At 34.6% G+C, this 16,131-nt stretch carries 13 protein-coding genes, 1 tRNA gene, 1 other RNA gene and 2 pseudogenes; 9 read left to right on the forward strand and 8 right to left on the reverse strand.

Annotated features, from left to right (window positions below; all coding sequences use genetic code 11):
* Positions 1-6: 6 nt before the first annotated feature.
* The 4 genes from EHR_RS09015 (at position 7) to EHR_RS09030 (ending at position 3,730) form a co-directional block, all read left to right on the forward strand.
* Positions 7-2,199, forward strand: coding sequence for an IFT57 family protein (locus tag EHR_RS09015; RefSeq protein WP_010737855.1), 2,193 nt, complete (start codon positions 7-9; stop codon positions 2,197-2,199).
* An 85-nt stretch (positions 2,200-2,284) separates the two neighbouring features.
* On the forward strand, positions 2,285-2,506 hold the full coding sequence (locus EHR_RS09020; protein WP_010718827.1) for a hypothetical protein: 222 nt from the start codon (positions 2,285-2,287) through the stop codon (positions 2,504-2,506).
* Positions 2,506-2,709, forward strand: coding sequence for a phage holin (locus EHR_RS09025; protein WP_010737854.1), 204 nt, complete (start codon positions 2,506-2,508; stop codon positions 2,707-2,709). The genes EHR_RS09020 and EHR_RS09025 overlap by 1 nt, the downstream gene beginning before the upstream one ends.
* Positions 2,710-2,713: 4 nt before the next feature.
* On the forward strand, positions 2,714-3,730 hold the full coding sequence (locus EHR_RS09030) for a peptidoglycan recognition protein family protein (protein ID WP_010737853.1): 1,017 nt from the start codon (positions 2,714-2,716) through the stop codon (positions 3,728-3,730).
* A gap of 54 nt (positions 3,731-3,784) precedes the next feature.
* Here the strand turns inward: EHR_RS09030 and EHR_RS09035 are convergent, their stop codons facing one another.
* Complete coding sequence (locus tag EHR_RS09035; RefSeq protein WP_010737852.1) at positions 3,785-4,789, reverse strand: Abi family protein; 1,005 nt, start codon at positions 4,787-4,789, stop codon at positions 3,785-3,787.
* 349 nt (positions 4,790-5,138) lie between these two features.
* On the opposite strand from EHR_RS09035, the gene EHR_RS09040 reads away from it, so the two are divergent.
* Both EHR_RS09040 and EHR_RS09045 read left to right on the forward strand, forming a co-directional pair.
* A tRNA-Ile gene (locus EHR_RS09040) sits at positions 5,139-5,212 on the forward strand.
* Positions 5,213-5,245: 33 nt separating this feature from the next.
* Entirely contained in the window at positions 5,246-5,509 is a 264-nt protein-coding gene (locus EHR_RS09045; RefSeq protein ID WP_002337238.1) for a hypothetical protein, read from the forward strand.
* A gap of 247 nt (positions 5,510-5,756) precedes the next feature.
* Here the strand turns inward: EHR_RS09045 and EHR_RS09050 are convergent, their stop codons facing one another.
* The 3 genes and pseudogenes from EHR_RS09050 to EHR_RS09055 all read right to left on the reverse strand — a co-directional run bounded on the left by EHR_RS09050 (position 5,757) and on the right by EHR_RS09055 (position 7,597).
* Positions 5,757-6,059: a DUF5960 family protein gene (locus EHR_RS09050; RefSeq protein ID WP_010737851.1), complete on the reverse strand. Its 303-nt coding sequence runs from the start codon at positions 6,057-6,059 to the stop codon at positions 5,757-5,759.
* 208 nt (positions 6,060-6,267) lie between these two features.
* Positions 6,268-6,635: a transfer-messenger RNA gene (gene ssrA, locus EHR_RS13830) on the reverse strand.
* 189 nt (positions 6,636-6,824) lie between these two features.
* Positions 6,825-7,597: pseudogene (locus EHR_RS09055) on the reverse strand (Cof-type HAD-IIB family hydrolase).
* Positions 7,598-7,737: 140 nt separating this feature from the next.
* On the opposite strand from EHR_RS09055, the pseudogene EHR_RS09060 reads away from it, so the two are divergent.
* The 3 genes and pseudogenes from EHR_RS09060 to EHR_RS09070 all read left to right on the forward strand — a co-directional run bounded on the left by EHR_RS09060 (position 7,738) and on the right by EHR_RS09070 (position 10,228).
* Positions 7,738-8,095 (forward strand): annotated as a pseudogene (locus tag EHR_RS09060) (SdpI family protein).
* Complete coding sequence (locus EHR_RS09065; protein WP_010718417.1) at positions 8,070-8,786, forward strand: response regulator transcription factor; 717 nt, start codon at positions 8,070-8,072, stop codon at positions 8,784-8,786. Before EHR_RS09060 ends, EHR_RS09065 begins: the two are co-directional and overlap by 26 nt.
* Positions 8,786-10,228, forward strand: coding sequence for a sensor histidine kinase (locus EHR_RS09070; protein WP_010718416.1), 1,443 nt, complete (start codon positions 8,786-8,788; stop codon positions 10,226-10,228). The genes EHR_RS09065 and EHR_RS09070 overlap by 1 nt, the downstream gene beginning before the upstream one ends.
* Here the strand turns inward: EHR_RS09070 and EHR_RS09075 are convergent.
* The 4 genes from EHR_RS09075 to EHR_RS09090 form a co-directional block, all read right to left on the reverse strand.
* Entirely contained in the window at positions 10,144-11,907 is a 1,764-nt protein-coding gene (locus tag EHR_RS09075; RefSeq protein WP_010737849.1) for an IS1182 family transposase, read from the reverse strand. The genes EHR_RS09070 and EHR_RS09075 overlap by 85 nt on opposite strands.
* Positions 11,908-12,275: 368 nt before the next feature.
* Positions 12,276-12,782, reverse strand: a complete 507-nt coding sequence (locus tag EHR_RS09080; RefSeq protein ID WP_010718415.1) for a hypothetical protein — start codon at positions 12,780-12,782, stop codon at positions 12,276-12,278.
* Positions 12,769-13,497: a hypothetical protein gene (locus tag EHR_RS09085; protein WP_010737848.1), complete on the reverse strand. Its 729-nt coding sequence runs from the start codon at positions 13,495-13,497 to the stop codon at positions 12,769-12,771. Before EHR_RS09085 ends, EHR_RS09080 begins: the two co-directional genes overlap by 14 nt.
* A 328-nt stretch (positions 13,498-13,825) precedes the next feature.
* Complete coding sequence (locus EHR_RS09090; protein WP_010737847.1) at positions 13,826-15,967, reverse strand: LTA synthase family protein; 2,142 nt, start codon at positions 15,965-15,967, stop codon at positions 13,826-13,828.
* Between the last annotated feature and the right edge of the window lie 164 nt (positions 15,968-16,131).

A 16,131-nucleotide genomic window follows, 5' to 3' on the forward strand; every position in this document is an offset into this window, starting at 1 on the left:
ATATTAATGGCTAACAGCTTATACAATTTAGCATTAGACTTCAGCAAAGAATTAAATTACACCAAAGCTATTATGGCTCGTCAAGGTGATAAAGGGATTACGGTAACTGTTAAACCATTTTTAAATGGCTTGCAGATGGATACGAGTGGTGGAACCTTTACATTAAAAGGAACAACACCATCTAACCGCTACGTAGATAGTGTCGCTACTAGTGTAACTAGTGAAGAAGTCACATTTTCTCTTGATGGCACATTTATGAGTGAAGCAGGATATTATAAACATTGCTACGTAGAATATAGAAAAGACAATCAAATTTTAACAACGCAAGATATCATTTTTTTCTCACTAGGAGTGTCTGACATTTCGCAAGGCCAAGCCGATGAGTATGTTTCGCAATTGGAAGAGTTGATTCGAAAGTATAAAGAAACTTTTGATGCTTTTATGGCTGAAATTAAAGGTAGAGTGAATAGCTTAGATAAACAGATTACTGATTTAACTGGTCAAGCTAAAACTCTACAAGACAAGTTAGATGCTCTGAAAGAAGAAATTTCTAAGTTAGGTAACTTACAAGTGATGTACAGTAACAGCATCGACTTTGGGAATTATGATTATTCGGGGAATCCGAATGTATTTGTAAATGCATTGAAATCTAGCGATTTTAATAGGGGTTACCACGGGTCAATAACTGATGTTAACGGAATGTTACATTTTACTTCTGATGGTACAGGGACGATAGATATGTTCACACGTAATTATACGTCAGCACTTGTTAGTGGTAAAACATATACTATAAGTGCAAAAGTTCGATTTGATGAAGGAACTACAGGAGCTATTAATAAATTGCGTTTGGTATATCGTACATCACCAGGAGGAAATATATTATTGGAAGCAAATAATACAACTATGACAATAGATGATGTAGGGAAAGAAATAACAATCAAAGGCACAGCTAATGTTAATTATCAAATCACAAATTTAGAACGTTTTTATCTTAGTGTTAGTTTTACTAACCAGGATAAAATAAATGGTGGATTTAAATTGTACGACATCAAAATCGAAGAAGGTCCAACAGCCACACCATACCAACCAAATCTACTCGATGCGCCGTATTATTTGAGTAAGGTGGCTTTGGGCGAGAATATTGCTGACCCAACAGTTATCTTCCCAATTAAAACGAGCGCATACCGTTTATACGGTGTGAACATGCTAGAAGAGTTTAAAGTTGGTCAAAGATATATCCTTACAATGAAAGCAACTAAACCAGTGTCTCAAACTTTTTGGGCTTACAATGGCGGGAATATTTCATTAGAAAGAATGACTCCAGTAGAAGGATTGGTTGACGTGTGGAGTTGCTCATTTACCGCTCTAAAAATAGATAGTAGTTCACCAAGTCTATTGAGTATTTATCAAACACCACAATCAACAGCAGGCGCATGTCAAATTGACTGGATTAAGATCGAAAAAGGCGACACACGAACTCCAAATATTAGTGAGTATAAATACCGAGGAATCGGCATGCGAGACTCAAACAATCCAAAAGATTATGTATGGGATATAGCACCAGAATATGTCGAAGATAACTTGGCCACAGATATTAAAATTTCTGAAATCACAGGTAAAGCAAACAATTATACTGATGGGAAAGTATCGGAGATTAATTCATGGTTGACTGCTTCCATTAATGAAGTTGATAAAAAAGTAACTGCCAATACTTCTAAGATAGCCACTAACACAACTAACATTAAAACTATTAGTGACGCAATGCCACTATTTGCCGTTTATGGCGAAGGTAGAGATTTAACAGACTCACCAGATGGGACAAAAATACCAATAGGGACTCTTATCGCTACGGATTTTTTTCACACAGCTAGTGATTTACCATATACGATAAGTAGTGATGGAATTACCTTAACCGCAACTAGAAACTGTGTTTTATTTTTTGAGGGTTCTGTAAAATTGCATGGAAACAATACGTTCAAATTTGCTTATGTAAAAATTAGAAAAAATGGAAGTGATACTAACTTCGCTAATGTAGGTAGTAGTGCTAATTTAAACTATGTAACATCTCAAGCTGGTCAGTACGTCCACACTTTAGTTACAGGAGATAAGGTAGAATTTACTTTAGGAATAGATGCCGCAGCAAAGATGTTCCATCTACAACTGTTATCGTTAAAAATATCAGAAGTAAAACCTGTATAACATAATAAGATAGATAAAATTATTAATAAAGAAAATTAAGGCATGCTCCCTGGAGTATGCTTTTTTGTTGGAAAGTTGGTGAACTATGAGTATTGATGCGATTATTTCTGCTTTAAGTATTGCAGGAACCTTAGTTGGTACGTTTGCAGGCATTGTTTTTTCAAACAAACTGACCATTTATCGAATTGAGCAATTGGAGAAAAAAGTTGAAAAGCATAACCATATTGTTGAACGTACTTTTCTATTAGAAGGACGGATGAATGAAGCAGAACACGATATTCAGGAAATGAAAGGAGGCGAGAAGTAATGATTTTACCCGATAAATATTATCAAATTATTAAATGGACAGTACTTACGGTATTGCCTGCTTTATCTGTATTAGTAGCCACATTAGGCAAAGCATATGGATGGAATGAAACTGATATGACAGTATTAACTATCAATGCTATAGCAACATTTTTAGGAGTAATTACAGGGGTATCAGCTTACAACTTAAAAGATAAGGAGTAAACTAATGAAAAAGAAAATAGTATTATCATTGAGCCTATTAATGGCTCTTTTTTTATTACCAATTAATGGGTTTGCCTATACGATTAACAATGAATTTAATTTAGGTGTAAATGAAGGTAGCTCTCAAGTAGCAAATAATCAGTACATTTTACTGCATGAGACGGCTAACGAAACAGCAACAGGACGCAATGAAGCGCAGTATATGAAACGTTCGTGGACTAGTGCTTATACCGCTTATATTGTGGGAGACGGCGGAATTGTTTACCAAGTCGGACAACCTGGTTATGTACAGTACGGCGCTGGTTCATACGCTAATGCTAACAGTCCCGTGCAGATTGAGTTACAACACACACATGATAAAGCGACGTTTGAGAAAAACTACAAGGCATACGTTGAATTGGCTAGAGATTCAGCAATGAAATATGGTATTCCACTTACATTGGACACGCCTTATAACCAACCAGGAATCAAATCACATTTATGGGTAACGCAAAATATTTGGGGCGATCATACAGATCCTTACGGTTATCTTTCTGAAATGGGCGTAAGTAAAGAAAAATTAGCATATGATTTAGCTCATGGATTTACCGATGAAAATCCGACAACTTCAGATGATAGACCAGTCATTGATCCAACTAGAGCAGGTGCTGCAAATCCTACACTAACAGATGGAACAAATTACGCCCACATTGATCAGTTCGGAGAAATCGAAAACGCAAACTTGCATGTGGCTGGATGGCACATTGCTAACTATCAATACGAGTATATTTTCATTATGGATTACAATACTGGGAAAGAATTAGCTCGAGTAAGAGCTGATGGAATTTATAGACCAGATGTAAATCAAGCTTATAATACTTCTGGAAATGTTGGTTATCATGTATCTTTCAATATGCGTAATTTCCCTAATAAGAAAGTCTATGTCATGATGCGTGCAACGAATGATCCAGAAGGGAACACTAAAGGCGGAGCACAAGATTTTCATGACAAGCGTTGGTATTTGAATATTCCGCAACGATAAAAAAAGCCCCTCGATGAGGGGCAGTACATAGTCATTAACGCACAAGTAAAGTTATCAATTTTTGAATTCTTGTAATCGACTAATAGATTCCATCTTTATATCGCATCTATCTAGTAGTTTTGACATAATTTCATTATTGTTATTATCGAATTGTTGAAAAGATGAAACAATTTCATCGATAAAATTATTTTTTACAGTATCTCGGTTAGAAAATACACAAATTAATGAAAAAACTATACTTAAAATACCGTCTTGTCCTATACAATTATTTCTCATAGATATTGAATATTTTTGTAGATAGTTTTTTAATAAACCTGGGCTTAGCTCATGTTTACACTTATGATGAAATATTCTTCCTCCGTGAGAAACTATATTTCTAAATTCATTAATATTATATAAGCAATGAAAGAGCAAAGAATTAAAATCAGTTTTAGAATTATTTTTGTTAAAGCAATGATTTACTATTTCTGTTTTTATATTAAGATTACTCAATTTTAACCAATTGACTAATTCCCCAAACGTACAATCATTAACTAAAATCCAAGGAGGAACATTATGATATTCGTTTTTATAGTGAATTATACTTTGATTATAGGAAGAACTAATTCTTTCATTTAATTTTGCTAACAGTTTATCTCTATCTGTATATGAATTTCCTTTATCATCATATTTTAATCTTCCTTTATCATACACGTCTGGATCTAAATACTCTGATTGTAAAAATCCATATTCTTTAGATATAGAGTGTGGAATTAGAGATTTAAGCGTTTCCTCAAAAACCGAAATATATTTATATAAGATTGAACTTAAAAGGCGTTCAAAATCATATACGATTCTAATTTCGGCGAAGGAAGTATTTTCATAATCATCTATGTATTCGTCTTCATTTTCATCGTAAATAGCAAAGGTCTGTTTGTGATTATTTATTAAATTATAGTAAGGGATATTTTTTAAAGTATATATAGCATTGTCTCTATCTTCAATAATTATTTTTCGTTCTTCCATTAAATCAACAAGTTTTTCAAATGAATAAAACGATTTATCATCGGGTTTTTTCATAACTATCCTCCATATACAAAAAAGCGTGACATTGTATATTACAAATCACGCTTTTATATGTTTGGGGTATCCTCCCCAGATTCATTGACTTAAGTTTAATTTAATTTCGAATAAATGTCAACTATTTATTTTTTATACTACTCTAGGGTGAGAGAGTATCTGAAGCTTTTTTCTTTTTATGACTTGGAAATAATAGCATAAAATAATATCTTATACAAAGAATAAGTACAATCTAGTTTTTTGCTATTAAATGTGTAATAATAAATATGCCATCACAACAAAGAATGAAACCCATCATTATCTAGTTTATGTCCATTCTTTTTGTTTGCAGTAGTTGTGATGGCTTTCCGTACCTTTAGCTCAGCTGGTCAGATCAGATGGCTTATAACTATCTGATTGTAGGTTTTAATTCTACAGGGCACATAAAAATTTAGTTACCATTAAGGAGGAACTTTTATGGATAAAAGATTTAAATTTATCAATATTCTCAGTTTATTAATAGGAATATTAGTAAGTATAGAAATTTTTACAACCTGGTTTGGTATGCTATTTTCTAGTCTCATTCCTGTTTTATTAATGGGAGTAATAGGATTTATACTTTCTATTTGGTCATTAAGTAAAAATAGTAGTCTTATTGAAAAAGTTATCTCAGTATGTGGATTGTTGTTAAATATTATCCCTGTAGGATATTTTATATTATTATTTTTTGCAATAGGTTAATATCTTATGTTTTTTTTGACATGTTATATAGGGAAGTTAATCTATAATTTAAATTATTTTTCAAACATATTTGATATGCACTTTATTTCTTTATTTTAATTTATAAGTATAAAAAAACAATAAATTTAATTATGTTAAAATGATAACGTCATCATATTACACAATCTTAATACTAACTTAAAAAATATCTCCTTTCATAAGTATGATGATAAAATCCGTTCCGGGCTACCTTTTTAGGTAGCCTACTTTAATCTTTATACCTTTCTGGATCAATGAAAGTATACTTTATATAGTCATAACGCCGATGATCGCTCCGTGCGTCCGGCACGTCAGTTACGATATCAAACAAAAAATATACGTCTTTCTTCATTCTGGTTTTCGCAGCAGGGATTTTAAAGTAGTTCTTATTAGAATAGTAGAGATTGATTAATAAACTGTCTTCAATTGCTAAAAAGAAAACTTCTGAATCCCATACTTTATAAAAATCTTTGATAAATCTATTCGAAGGATCGAATTTAAACCATAATTGTATTTTTCCTTCCATAAGCATAAAAGTTCACCTCAAAAAGAGTATACGAACGAATGTTCTTTTTGTAAAGATGGAATATCATTGATAATATGGATGGAACATATATATTAAAAAGTGTTCTTTTTGAATGCCATTTTCATTCATTTAACGAAAACTATCGAAAATAAAAAATGCCTAAATCCTTTTAAAATAAGGATTTAGGCATTTAGTGAAATCTACCGAAATCTCACAATGGAGACGGCGGGAGTCGAACCCGCGTCCAAACACATCGCCACTTAAAAATCTACGTTCATAGTCAACTCATTTGTGGTTTCGCTTTACAGCTTGCCGAGTGACAGGCATTCTGTATCGCTAGTCTGATGATCTCTTTAACAACTTACAGACGGAAAGTTGTCACGTATCCCACTAAATTTGAGACCCTTACTCGAGCACATGGGCGATGCCGAGAGGATCTACGCTAACTGTTTTTAGGCAGCTAAAGCGTAAGAGTTGTTTTCGTTTTTAGCAGTTATATTTAACTGTAACGTTTTAACGTAGACGTAACCTACGAAACGCAATTCAAGCTCAAACTGTGCCTGTCGAATCCGTAACGTCCCCGTTATAAACAAGGGTTACGTGTATTTTTCATACAATTTATATTATAGCACAAAATTGAATTTTTTCAACGAGAAACGATTACGGAAAAAGCAAATCGTCCGAAGTATCAAGAGATGATTCTCAATAGCTAATACTGTAAAAAATCATCTCTCAGTTACTCGGAAATATACATCGTATTTCGATTAAAAATCAAATCAAGTCAAAATGTTTGAGCGCATGAACGATTCCGCCCTCAGTGTTTTTCTTTGTAATAAAAGTGGATAGTTCTTTGAGATCATTGTAAGCATTGCCCATCGCGATCTTGTTGTCGCATGCTTCTAACAGTGCAAAGTCATTTGGTCCATCACCAAATCCAAATGTAGGCACATCAACAAGGTTTAATTCTTGTTTTAAACGTTTCACTCCTGCACCTTTCGAGATTCCTTTTTTGACCGTGTCAATCGAGTAAGGACCATTTCGATAAAAAGTCAGATCAGGAAATTGTTCATGATAATATTCATCCCCAGATTGAGAGAGGATAAGTAACATATTGATTGGATGATCCAAATAAGCTTGCGGATTGATTTCTGGTACATTTGAATGGATAAAGTTATAGGCATCAATCATCGTTTGTGTGTGTGCAGTACACCAAATATGTTGATGGTTATAAAATGAGAGCTGGTGCCCTTGTATTTGGACATGTTCGAGCATCTTTTGACAGTCTTCAGTTGCGATTATTTCAGAATGAACTTCTTGACCATCCACGCTGATGTAAGAACCATTCATCGTAACTGCAGAGGAAATACCAGCATCTGACATGATATGTTTGATTTCAGCTTCAGTTCGTCCAGTTGCTATGACTGGCAGGACGTTATTTGCCTGTAGTGCTTGCATTGCTTCGGCCACTTCTGGTGTGATTTTTGATTGAGCATCTAACAGTGTTCCATCAAGATCAAAAAAGTAATTGCACGATAATTTGACACAAAAAAACCCCTTTTTATTCGATTACCCCTATCTTAACAAAGAATGAACAAAAGACAAACCTTTCGTGAAGAATTACCGAATATATTGGTTCAAGTTAATTTTTAGAGTATACTAGAAAGAGAGATTTAGGAGGGATCATATGATTTTTTTAGTTGTCGGAGTATTTTTGACTATCCTAGGTTGCTTGTTTCTTTTTATCCCTTCTAAAGGGAATCTGCCTTTTTATGGTTACCACTCACCGCGTGCCACAAAATCCGATGTTCACTGGCGGTTAGCACAAAAAACAAGTGGAAAATATTTTTTTATTTTCGGTTTATTGATGGCCTTGATCGGCTATTTACTAAAATTAACTGGACAGACAAACTATTTTATAATCGAGATGTTGGTTTTAGTTTTTCCAATTATGCCGATTTTTATCTTAACTGAAAAAAAATTACAAGAACTCGATGATAGTATTGGAGGAAATAAAAAATGAATATTTTAATGATAGAAGATAATCAATCCGTATCTGAAATGATGCAGATGTTTTTTTTGAATGAAGGATGGGAAGCAACTTTTAAATATGACGGAAAAGAAGGTCTAGATGCTTTTTTAGAAAGACCGAATTACTGGGACATGATCACTTTAGACCTGAACTTGCCAACGATGGATGGTATGCTTGTTGGAAGAGAAATTCGGAAAGTCTCTAGTACAGTTCCGATCATTATGTTAACAGCTCGTGATTCTGAAAGTGACCAGGTTATTGGATTAGAGATGGGCGCAGATGACTACGTGACCAAACCTTTTAGCCCACTAACTTTGATTGCCCGAATGAAAGCTTTACACCGTCGTAGTGAATTGGTAGAGGTAAAAGAAGAAACAAACAACTCGGACGATCACTTCGATATCGAAACAGATCACTTTAAGATGAATACAAAAACACGTGAAGCTTATTTAAATAAAGCACCAATCGAAGGTTTGACACCGAAAGAGTTTGATCTATTATTTACACTAGCTAAAAAACCACGCCAAGTATTTTCTCGGGAACAATTACTGGAATTAGTGTGGGATTATCAATACTTTGGTGATGAACGAACGGTTGATGCGCATATCAAAAAGCTTCGACAAAAAATCGAAAAGGTTGGACCACAAGTCATTCAAACGGTTTGGGGCGTAGGTTATAAATTTGATGATTCTGGTGTGGCCTAATGCGCTATCTTTACCAGCAGTTATTAGCCTTTTGCGGAATGATCGCGATGATCATTTTGATCGTAGGTGTTTCTTTTACGCAACTGACTAAGCAAACCATTGAAGAAAATAATTACCAACAACTTTTTGGCTATGCAGAATCTGTCGAGAAGACAACACAGACATACACAGACACGTTTCCTCAATTAAGCCAAGATCAAGCGTTTCAAAATGCATTATTATTAACGGAACAAGTCTTATCAGAACAAAATGTCAATTTTATTTTTATCGATAAGAACGAACGGGTCATTTATCCTACTGATAATGTGGTATTGAACTTTACGATTAAAGCGGAACAATGGGATAATCTGCGTCATGGAAGACAAGTAAAATTTACCTCCAACAAAAATATACTAGGACAAAATCAAGCGACGTCTTATGCCTTAGTACCTTTTAATTTAAATCATGAATTTTATGGTGGCTTGGTTGTTAGTCAACCGGCTAAAAATATCGATAATAGTGTTCGGTCGGTCACATTGAATCTGTTTAAAGGTTTTATTTTTTCAAGTATTGTTGCTATATTAGCGAGTTATGCGTTTGCTGCTTTTCAGGTTAAAAGGATCAATCGTTTACGTAATGCAACGAAAGAAGTCACGAATGGAAATTTTGATGTCCAATTGCCAGTTCATGATAAAGATGAATTTGATGAATTAGCGGATGACTTCAACAAAATGACGAATTCTTTAAAAGAATCACAGGCTGAAATCGAAGAGCAAGAAAACCGCCGAAGACAATTTATGGCAGATGCTTCTCACGAAATGCGTACGCCGCTAACCACAATCAACGGGTTACTTGAAGGTCTAAAATATAATGCAATTCCTGAAGACCAAAGAGAAAATGCGATCAACTTGATGAAAAATGAAACAGAACGACTGATACGCTTAGTTAACGAAAATCTAGACTATGAAAAAATCAGAACCAATCAAATCAGTATGGTTATTAAAAGATTCAATGGTACAGAAACATTGAAAAATATTGTGGCACAGCTTGAAACAAAAGCAGAAGCTGCAGGGAATGTTTTAGTTTTACAAGCAGAAGACGATGTGGAAGTGTATGCAGACTATGACCGATTTGTGCAAATCATGGTGAATATCATCCAAAATGCGATTCAATTTACAGAAAATGGAACGATCACGATCTCTTTAGAAAAAGGTTATCTAGAAACGATTATCCGAATTAAGGATACAGGTATCGGAATGACTGAACAACAAATGAAGAGTATTTGGGACCGTTATTATAAAGTTGATCCCTCAAGAAAGAATACAAAATACGGGGAATCAGGACTAGGACTTCCAATCGTTCAACAGTTAGTTCGGCTTCATAAAGGAAAGCTGGAAGTAGAAAGCGAATTGGGGACAGGAACAACATTTACAGTTAAATTACCAGATGTAGAAATAAAATAAACAAAGAGAGTGGGACAATAGTTCTTTCTCAAAAAGAAAATAAGTTCGATTTTGATGTTTATTGTCAAAATCGAACTTATTTTTTCTGTTTTGCGCACTTTCCTCTCCATATATTTTCCTAATTTTCTTAAATTTAATGCCATCAGTGCCAAACCAATATCAATCGTTGCTCCTTGTTTCCCACGCAAATGGAAACGATGGAACGCCAAATGAGCCTTTAGATGTCCGAACACGGGTTCGACATCCATTTTTCGTTTCCGATAAATCGAACCAGTTTTCTCCTCTAAAAGCTTTTTTCTGCATTCTGCTTTGAAATAGCGCCAATTATTATTTACTTGAATTTTTCGCTTTTGTTCACTTTTCGCACGCGTACATTGACGACGAACTGAACAGTTCCGACAATCCTCACATTCATAGATTTTGAAATCTCGAATAAAGCCACCTTTATCTTTTCTGCGACTATAATTTTTGAACGGTACCGGACGATTCGCTGGGCAAATATAGGTGTCTTGTTCTTCAAGATAACGCCAATTCTCCACGTTAAACGGATTATCCTTGTACTTCTTTTTATTTTCTTTGTGATAACTGCCATATGTAATTAAGGGAGTTTTATGTAGAACATCGTTGATATACATGTAATTTTCTTCGCTACCATACCCTGCATCTGCCACAATGTACTCCGGTAACTCCTTATGTCGGTCTAAAAAACTGTCTAAAAATGGATTCAATGTTTTGGTGTCTGTGGGATTTGGAAATAATTCATAGCTCAAAACATACTGATTTTCGGTGGCGATTTGTAAATTATAACCTGGCTTGAGCTGTCCATTTCGCATATAATCGTCTTTCATCCGCATAAAGGTGGCATCAGTATCTGTTTTTGAAAAGCTATTTCGTTCTTGAAATAGTTGAGCATACCGTTCATACTTTTGTTTTCTTGGCAGATAATCCGTTTGTACCTGTCGGAGATATTTTTTATACATTCTTCTTTTTTTCTTTAGTTGACTTTGCTTTTCTTTGCATTTTTCATGTGTTAATTGTACTTGTGTTTCATGGAGTTCAGCTTCTAAATGATGAGCGACTTCTTCTAACTGGTCGCTCGTCAATCCATCGGATTGACTTTCTTCTTTTAAGCAAGGAAGAATTTCCTCTTGATAAAGCGTTTGATAAAAAGCTTCTGATTTTTCATCTAACAACCGTTCATACCGAGTGGTGGCTTTACGCCAAACAAAGCTGAACTTATTGGCGTCTGCTTCAATTTTCGTACCGTCAACGAAGATGGCTTCATTATCTATCACTTGATTGGTTATCAGTTGACGGCGAAACAACACAAAAGCCTCTGCTAGAAGCTGAGCTGTCGTTTCCTGACTTCTGAATCGATTGATCGTGCGGTAACTCACTTGTTCATGATTGGCTAGCCAACGCATACGGTAACTATCGTCTAATAAAAATTCGATCTTTCTGCCAGAAAAAACACGTTGCGTGTAGGCATAAAGAAGAATTTTCAACATCATTTTGGGGTGATAGGCTGGACGTCCCAGCTGTTGTTCAATTTGGTTGAAGAGCGCTTGCGGGATTGCTTCTACTAACGAGTGAACCGCAAAGGCAACATCCGTTTCTGGAATATAATGTTCTACATCTAGTGGTAAAGTTGTTTGGTTGATGGTATAATTTTTAAACATAAGGCACACTCCTTTGATTTTTGTTTAGGCACTTTAATCATACAAGGTTGTGTGCTTTTTGTGTACCTTAAAATCAAAAAAAAAATGGGGCAATAATCAGATTTTTTTCTGACTATTGTCCCACTCTCTTTTAGTATCTCTAAAAACGAATAAACGGCGTTCAAGAAGCAATTCCTCAACAATAAGCGCTTCTTTCACAGCCTCTTGCTAAACGGCGTTCAAGAAACAACTCCTCAACAATTAAGAGAGGAGCTAAATAGTGTTCAAAGAGCTGATCTTTGGCAATAAGGATGAAACTCTCAAAACATAGGAAGCTGTGAGTTTCATCCTTATTGCATAGGTCGAGTTGCTCTTTCCACGACCTCTTTTTATCGTTCATCATAGATTTGGTCGACATACTGACTATGAGCAATGGTTTCATCATGAGTCAGTAATAGAATGGCGATTTTTTTGTTTTTGACTAGATAATCAAATAGATCAAGAATTTCTTGTGCTTCAATTACTTTAAGTTCATCCAGCACTTCTTCAATGATGAGTTTGTCTTTTTTAGCAAGTAACGCATGCAACAATTGAAGTTTGATTTTATCAAAAAGAGAGAGTTGATCAGGTTCTCTGTTAAGAAGTGCTGGATCAATTTTGAGCATTTCTTGAAAAGATAAACGTTCTTTTTTATTTTCAGATAAATTCAGTAGTACTTGATCTTTGGTTTTTAAATAAGGGAAGAGAGGCCAATCTTTTTGGACGATAAGTAATTGTTTGGGACTCGATACAATCGCTTGTTCTTTTAGCGCTGTTAATAGTTCTTCTTGTTTTGCTTTTGGGCAAAGAATAACAGCTAATTCTCCTAAAGACATTATTGGCTTACATGTATTCATGAAAGATCACCTTACCTTTTTTTAAACGTTGATAGAAAATCGTAAATTGTAAGAGACTAATGCATAGACTGATGGAGATAAGAAGGCCAACCGTTTGTAGGAAACTCTTAAACGTATCGAAGAAAAAAGCATCGTTTACAAAATCAATTTTAAAAAAAGTTTGTTGATCCATCGGTATGGCTAATGGTCGAGTAGTCGATATAAGTGAATGGGTGTCAGGTAATTCAAATAATCTTAGACTCCAAAAATTAAGATGTTGTAACAGTGCTTGATAAATGTTTTGAAAAAGCACAATTCCAATAAATAAGAGTGTGCAACAGATCAGTAATGGTAAGATCATTTGCCAGATGATCAAAAGAAAAATTCTAGTTTTCGATAAACCAGCTAAACGCCAGTTGATCAATTCACGTTGGTCTTGTTTTAATGTTCGCTGAAAGAAAAAGATAAATGCGCCAACAAACAAGAACAGTAACAACAAGATCAGCTCGACATAAAATTGTTTCACTGATAGAAAAGACGGAAAGTGTACTTTTAAGGACGTCGTGTCCAAGAAACTAAGACGATCTTCAATTTGTGCATAAAGTGTTGATTGTAAATGATATAAGTTACATACAAGCATCAATAAAAAAGCAGTGACACTTGTAAATAAGCAACTAAAAAGTGTCTGTTTTTTATAATAACGCATTCTTGCAACTGAATAGCGGAGTATTCTCATCACTTTCACCTCATTTTAAATTATAGAAAATGAATATGAATAAAGTATGAAATTCATATAGTAAAATCAGGAAATCCCTATTTTTTAATAAACGAAAATGACGATAAATCAACTGTTCCGCTATATTTTGTGAATAAAATCCAATGTTCATGGATGGTTCTAATACGTGAGTTTAAGCTCTATTTTCTAGAAAAACGCCAGAGTAACTCAAATTAAAGTGCATGAAAAAAGCTAAGAATTAACGAAAAACAAGAATTGGTTTTCGTCAATCTTAGCTTTTATAATCATTACTTCTATGGGCACGTAATCTTTTTGAAAGAAAGGCTAGCTATTTATCAGATTCAGAAGAAGGAACTGAGTCACTCGTCTGTGTCCCATTTATTTGTTGGTAAGTTTTGGTTTCATATAGATCTTTTGTTGATTGGTTATTGTTTTGACTAAAGACACTTGTTGATTTGTCACCTAGTTCTTTTTCTTTTTCAAGCAACTGTTTCATGCCGTTTTTGTAATCAAATTGACTTGCTTCAATTGGGTCTAACCCAGTATCTGTAGAAAAGCGGAGTAAGTCACCATTGTTTATTTGATCTGAAACAGCTAACTGTTTATTCGCTTTTTCTTTCAATGCATCAATTTCATTTTGAACTTCTTGAGTCGGTTCTGTAATGGCTTGTCCGGTTTTGTTATCGTAAATCGTTCCGCCATAATAAGTGTATTTAGGAGTAATAAAATCACCATCACGGAAAGTAACAAGTTGATCATGTTGCTTAGAGAAGAGATCTTGTCCTAGCTGATTGTAATTTTTGGTATCTACTCCTAACAGATGGAGTAGAGTAGGTAATGCATCCACTTGTCCGCCATAGGTATGATTGATTCCACCGTTTGTTTGTCCAGGAAGATGGATCATGTAGGGAACTCGTTGCATTTGTGCATTGTCAAAGTTGGTCCATGTATCACTTGTTTTACCCACTAGTTCCGCTAACGATTTATTTCTAGAGTTAGAAATTCCGTAGTGATCACCATAAAGGACGATGACAGAATTATCATAAAGACCACTAACTTTCAAATAGTTGAAAAATTCTTCAACTGCTGTATCGAGATAATTCGCTGTTGCAAAGTATCCGTTGATCGTTTCATCATTTGTCGTAGCTAGTGGGAAGCCTGCTTCTTCGTTTGTGAACTTAGAATAAGGATAATGATTAGATACCGCAATAAATTTAGAATAAAAAGGTTGTTGTAAATGTTCTAAATATTGTACTGATTGTTGGAAGAACGGTTTATCATGCAATCCATATTGGAATGAATTGTCGTCATTGACATCATAATAAGAAGCATCAAAGAAATAGTTGTAACCTAATTTTTTATAGGTCTCATTACGATTCCAGAATGTACCAGCGTTACCATGGAAGGCAGCACTCGTATAACCTTGTGTCTGACTCAAAATATCAGGAGCAGCTTGGAAGGTATTCTTTCCACCTAATTGAGTGAATAACGATCCTTGATTTAAACCAAATAGTGAATTTTCAAATAAGGTTTCAGCATCACTGGTTTTACCTGCTTTAACTTGATGGAAGAAATTGTCAAAGCTAAATGTACTGTTACTATGATATAAACTATTCAGAAATGGCGTTACTTCATGTTCTACACCATTGGCATCTTTTAGTTTATAGTCGATCAAGAATTGTTGGAAACTTTCTAAATGGATATAAATCACATTTTTTCCTTTAGCAATACCAAATGTTTCATCATTTGGTTCAGCATAGTGATCTTTGATATAACTTTCTACTTCTTTCAGATCATTAGGACTTGCTTCTGCTCGTACTTGGTTCGTTTGGTAAGTCTGGATACCATCATAGACGGTAAACGCATTGATACCTAAATATTTGACTAAATAATCTCTAGAAAAAGTACGAGTCAATAACTCTGGGCGATCGGCTTCTGCTAAAAATAAATTTCCAGAAAAAATCATGACTGACAAAGTCGAGATCGCAAAAGCCATTCGTGCACGAATCGGTTGTGGATCCATTTTGATTTTTTTGGTTATCAATAATGCAGCGACAATGATAAAGTCGATCCAATAAAGGACGTCATATGGTCTAAATAAGCGAATAGCACTTTCTCCAAGCCCGCTAGCTACTTTTCCTGCCCCCAAGATGGTATTGATCGTAATAAAATCCGTAAACTCACGATAATAAGTTACGTTGGAGAACACCAGTAAAGTCAATAGGAAATAAATGACCATCATTGTAATATAAGACGCTTTCGTCCGTCTCACATATAACGCAATCCCCATTAACAACAACGTGGTAGCGATCGGATTGATAAACAGTATAAAGTATTGTATGCCACTTTCGATGCCTAAATTGAAATCAAACAAATAGGCAAAAATTGTTTTTAGCCAAAGTAAAACAGCTAATAAAGAAAAAAATCCGAGCCTTTTATTCAAAAAGGCGGGTGTTTTTATTCGTCTCAATGTAATCTCCCTTTCCCCACTCTTCTCATTTACAGAGTGTTATGAAGTTATGATTGCTCAAACTACATATTCCATCCTATTTTACTAGTACGCAAATCCAGTGTCAATCGAAACCAAACGCTTACACCGGTGATTAAGGATTTCTTATTCTTTTGTGAACGCTA

Origin of the sequence: Enterococcus hirae ATCC 9790 (assembly GCF_000271405.2) — a bacterium.
Classification (GTDB): domain Bacteria; phylum Bacillota; class Bacilli; order Lactobacillales; family Enterococcaceae; genus Enterococcus_B; species Enterococcus_B hirae.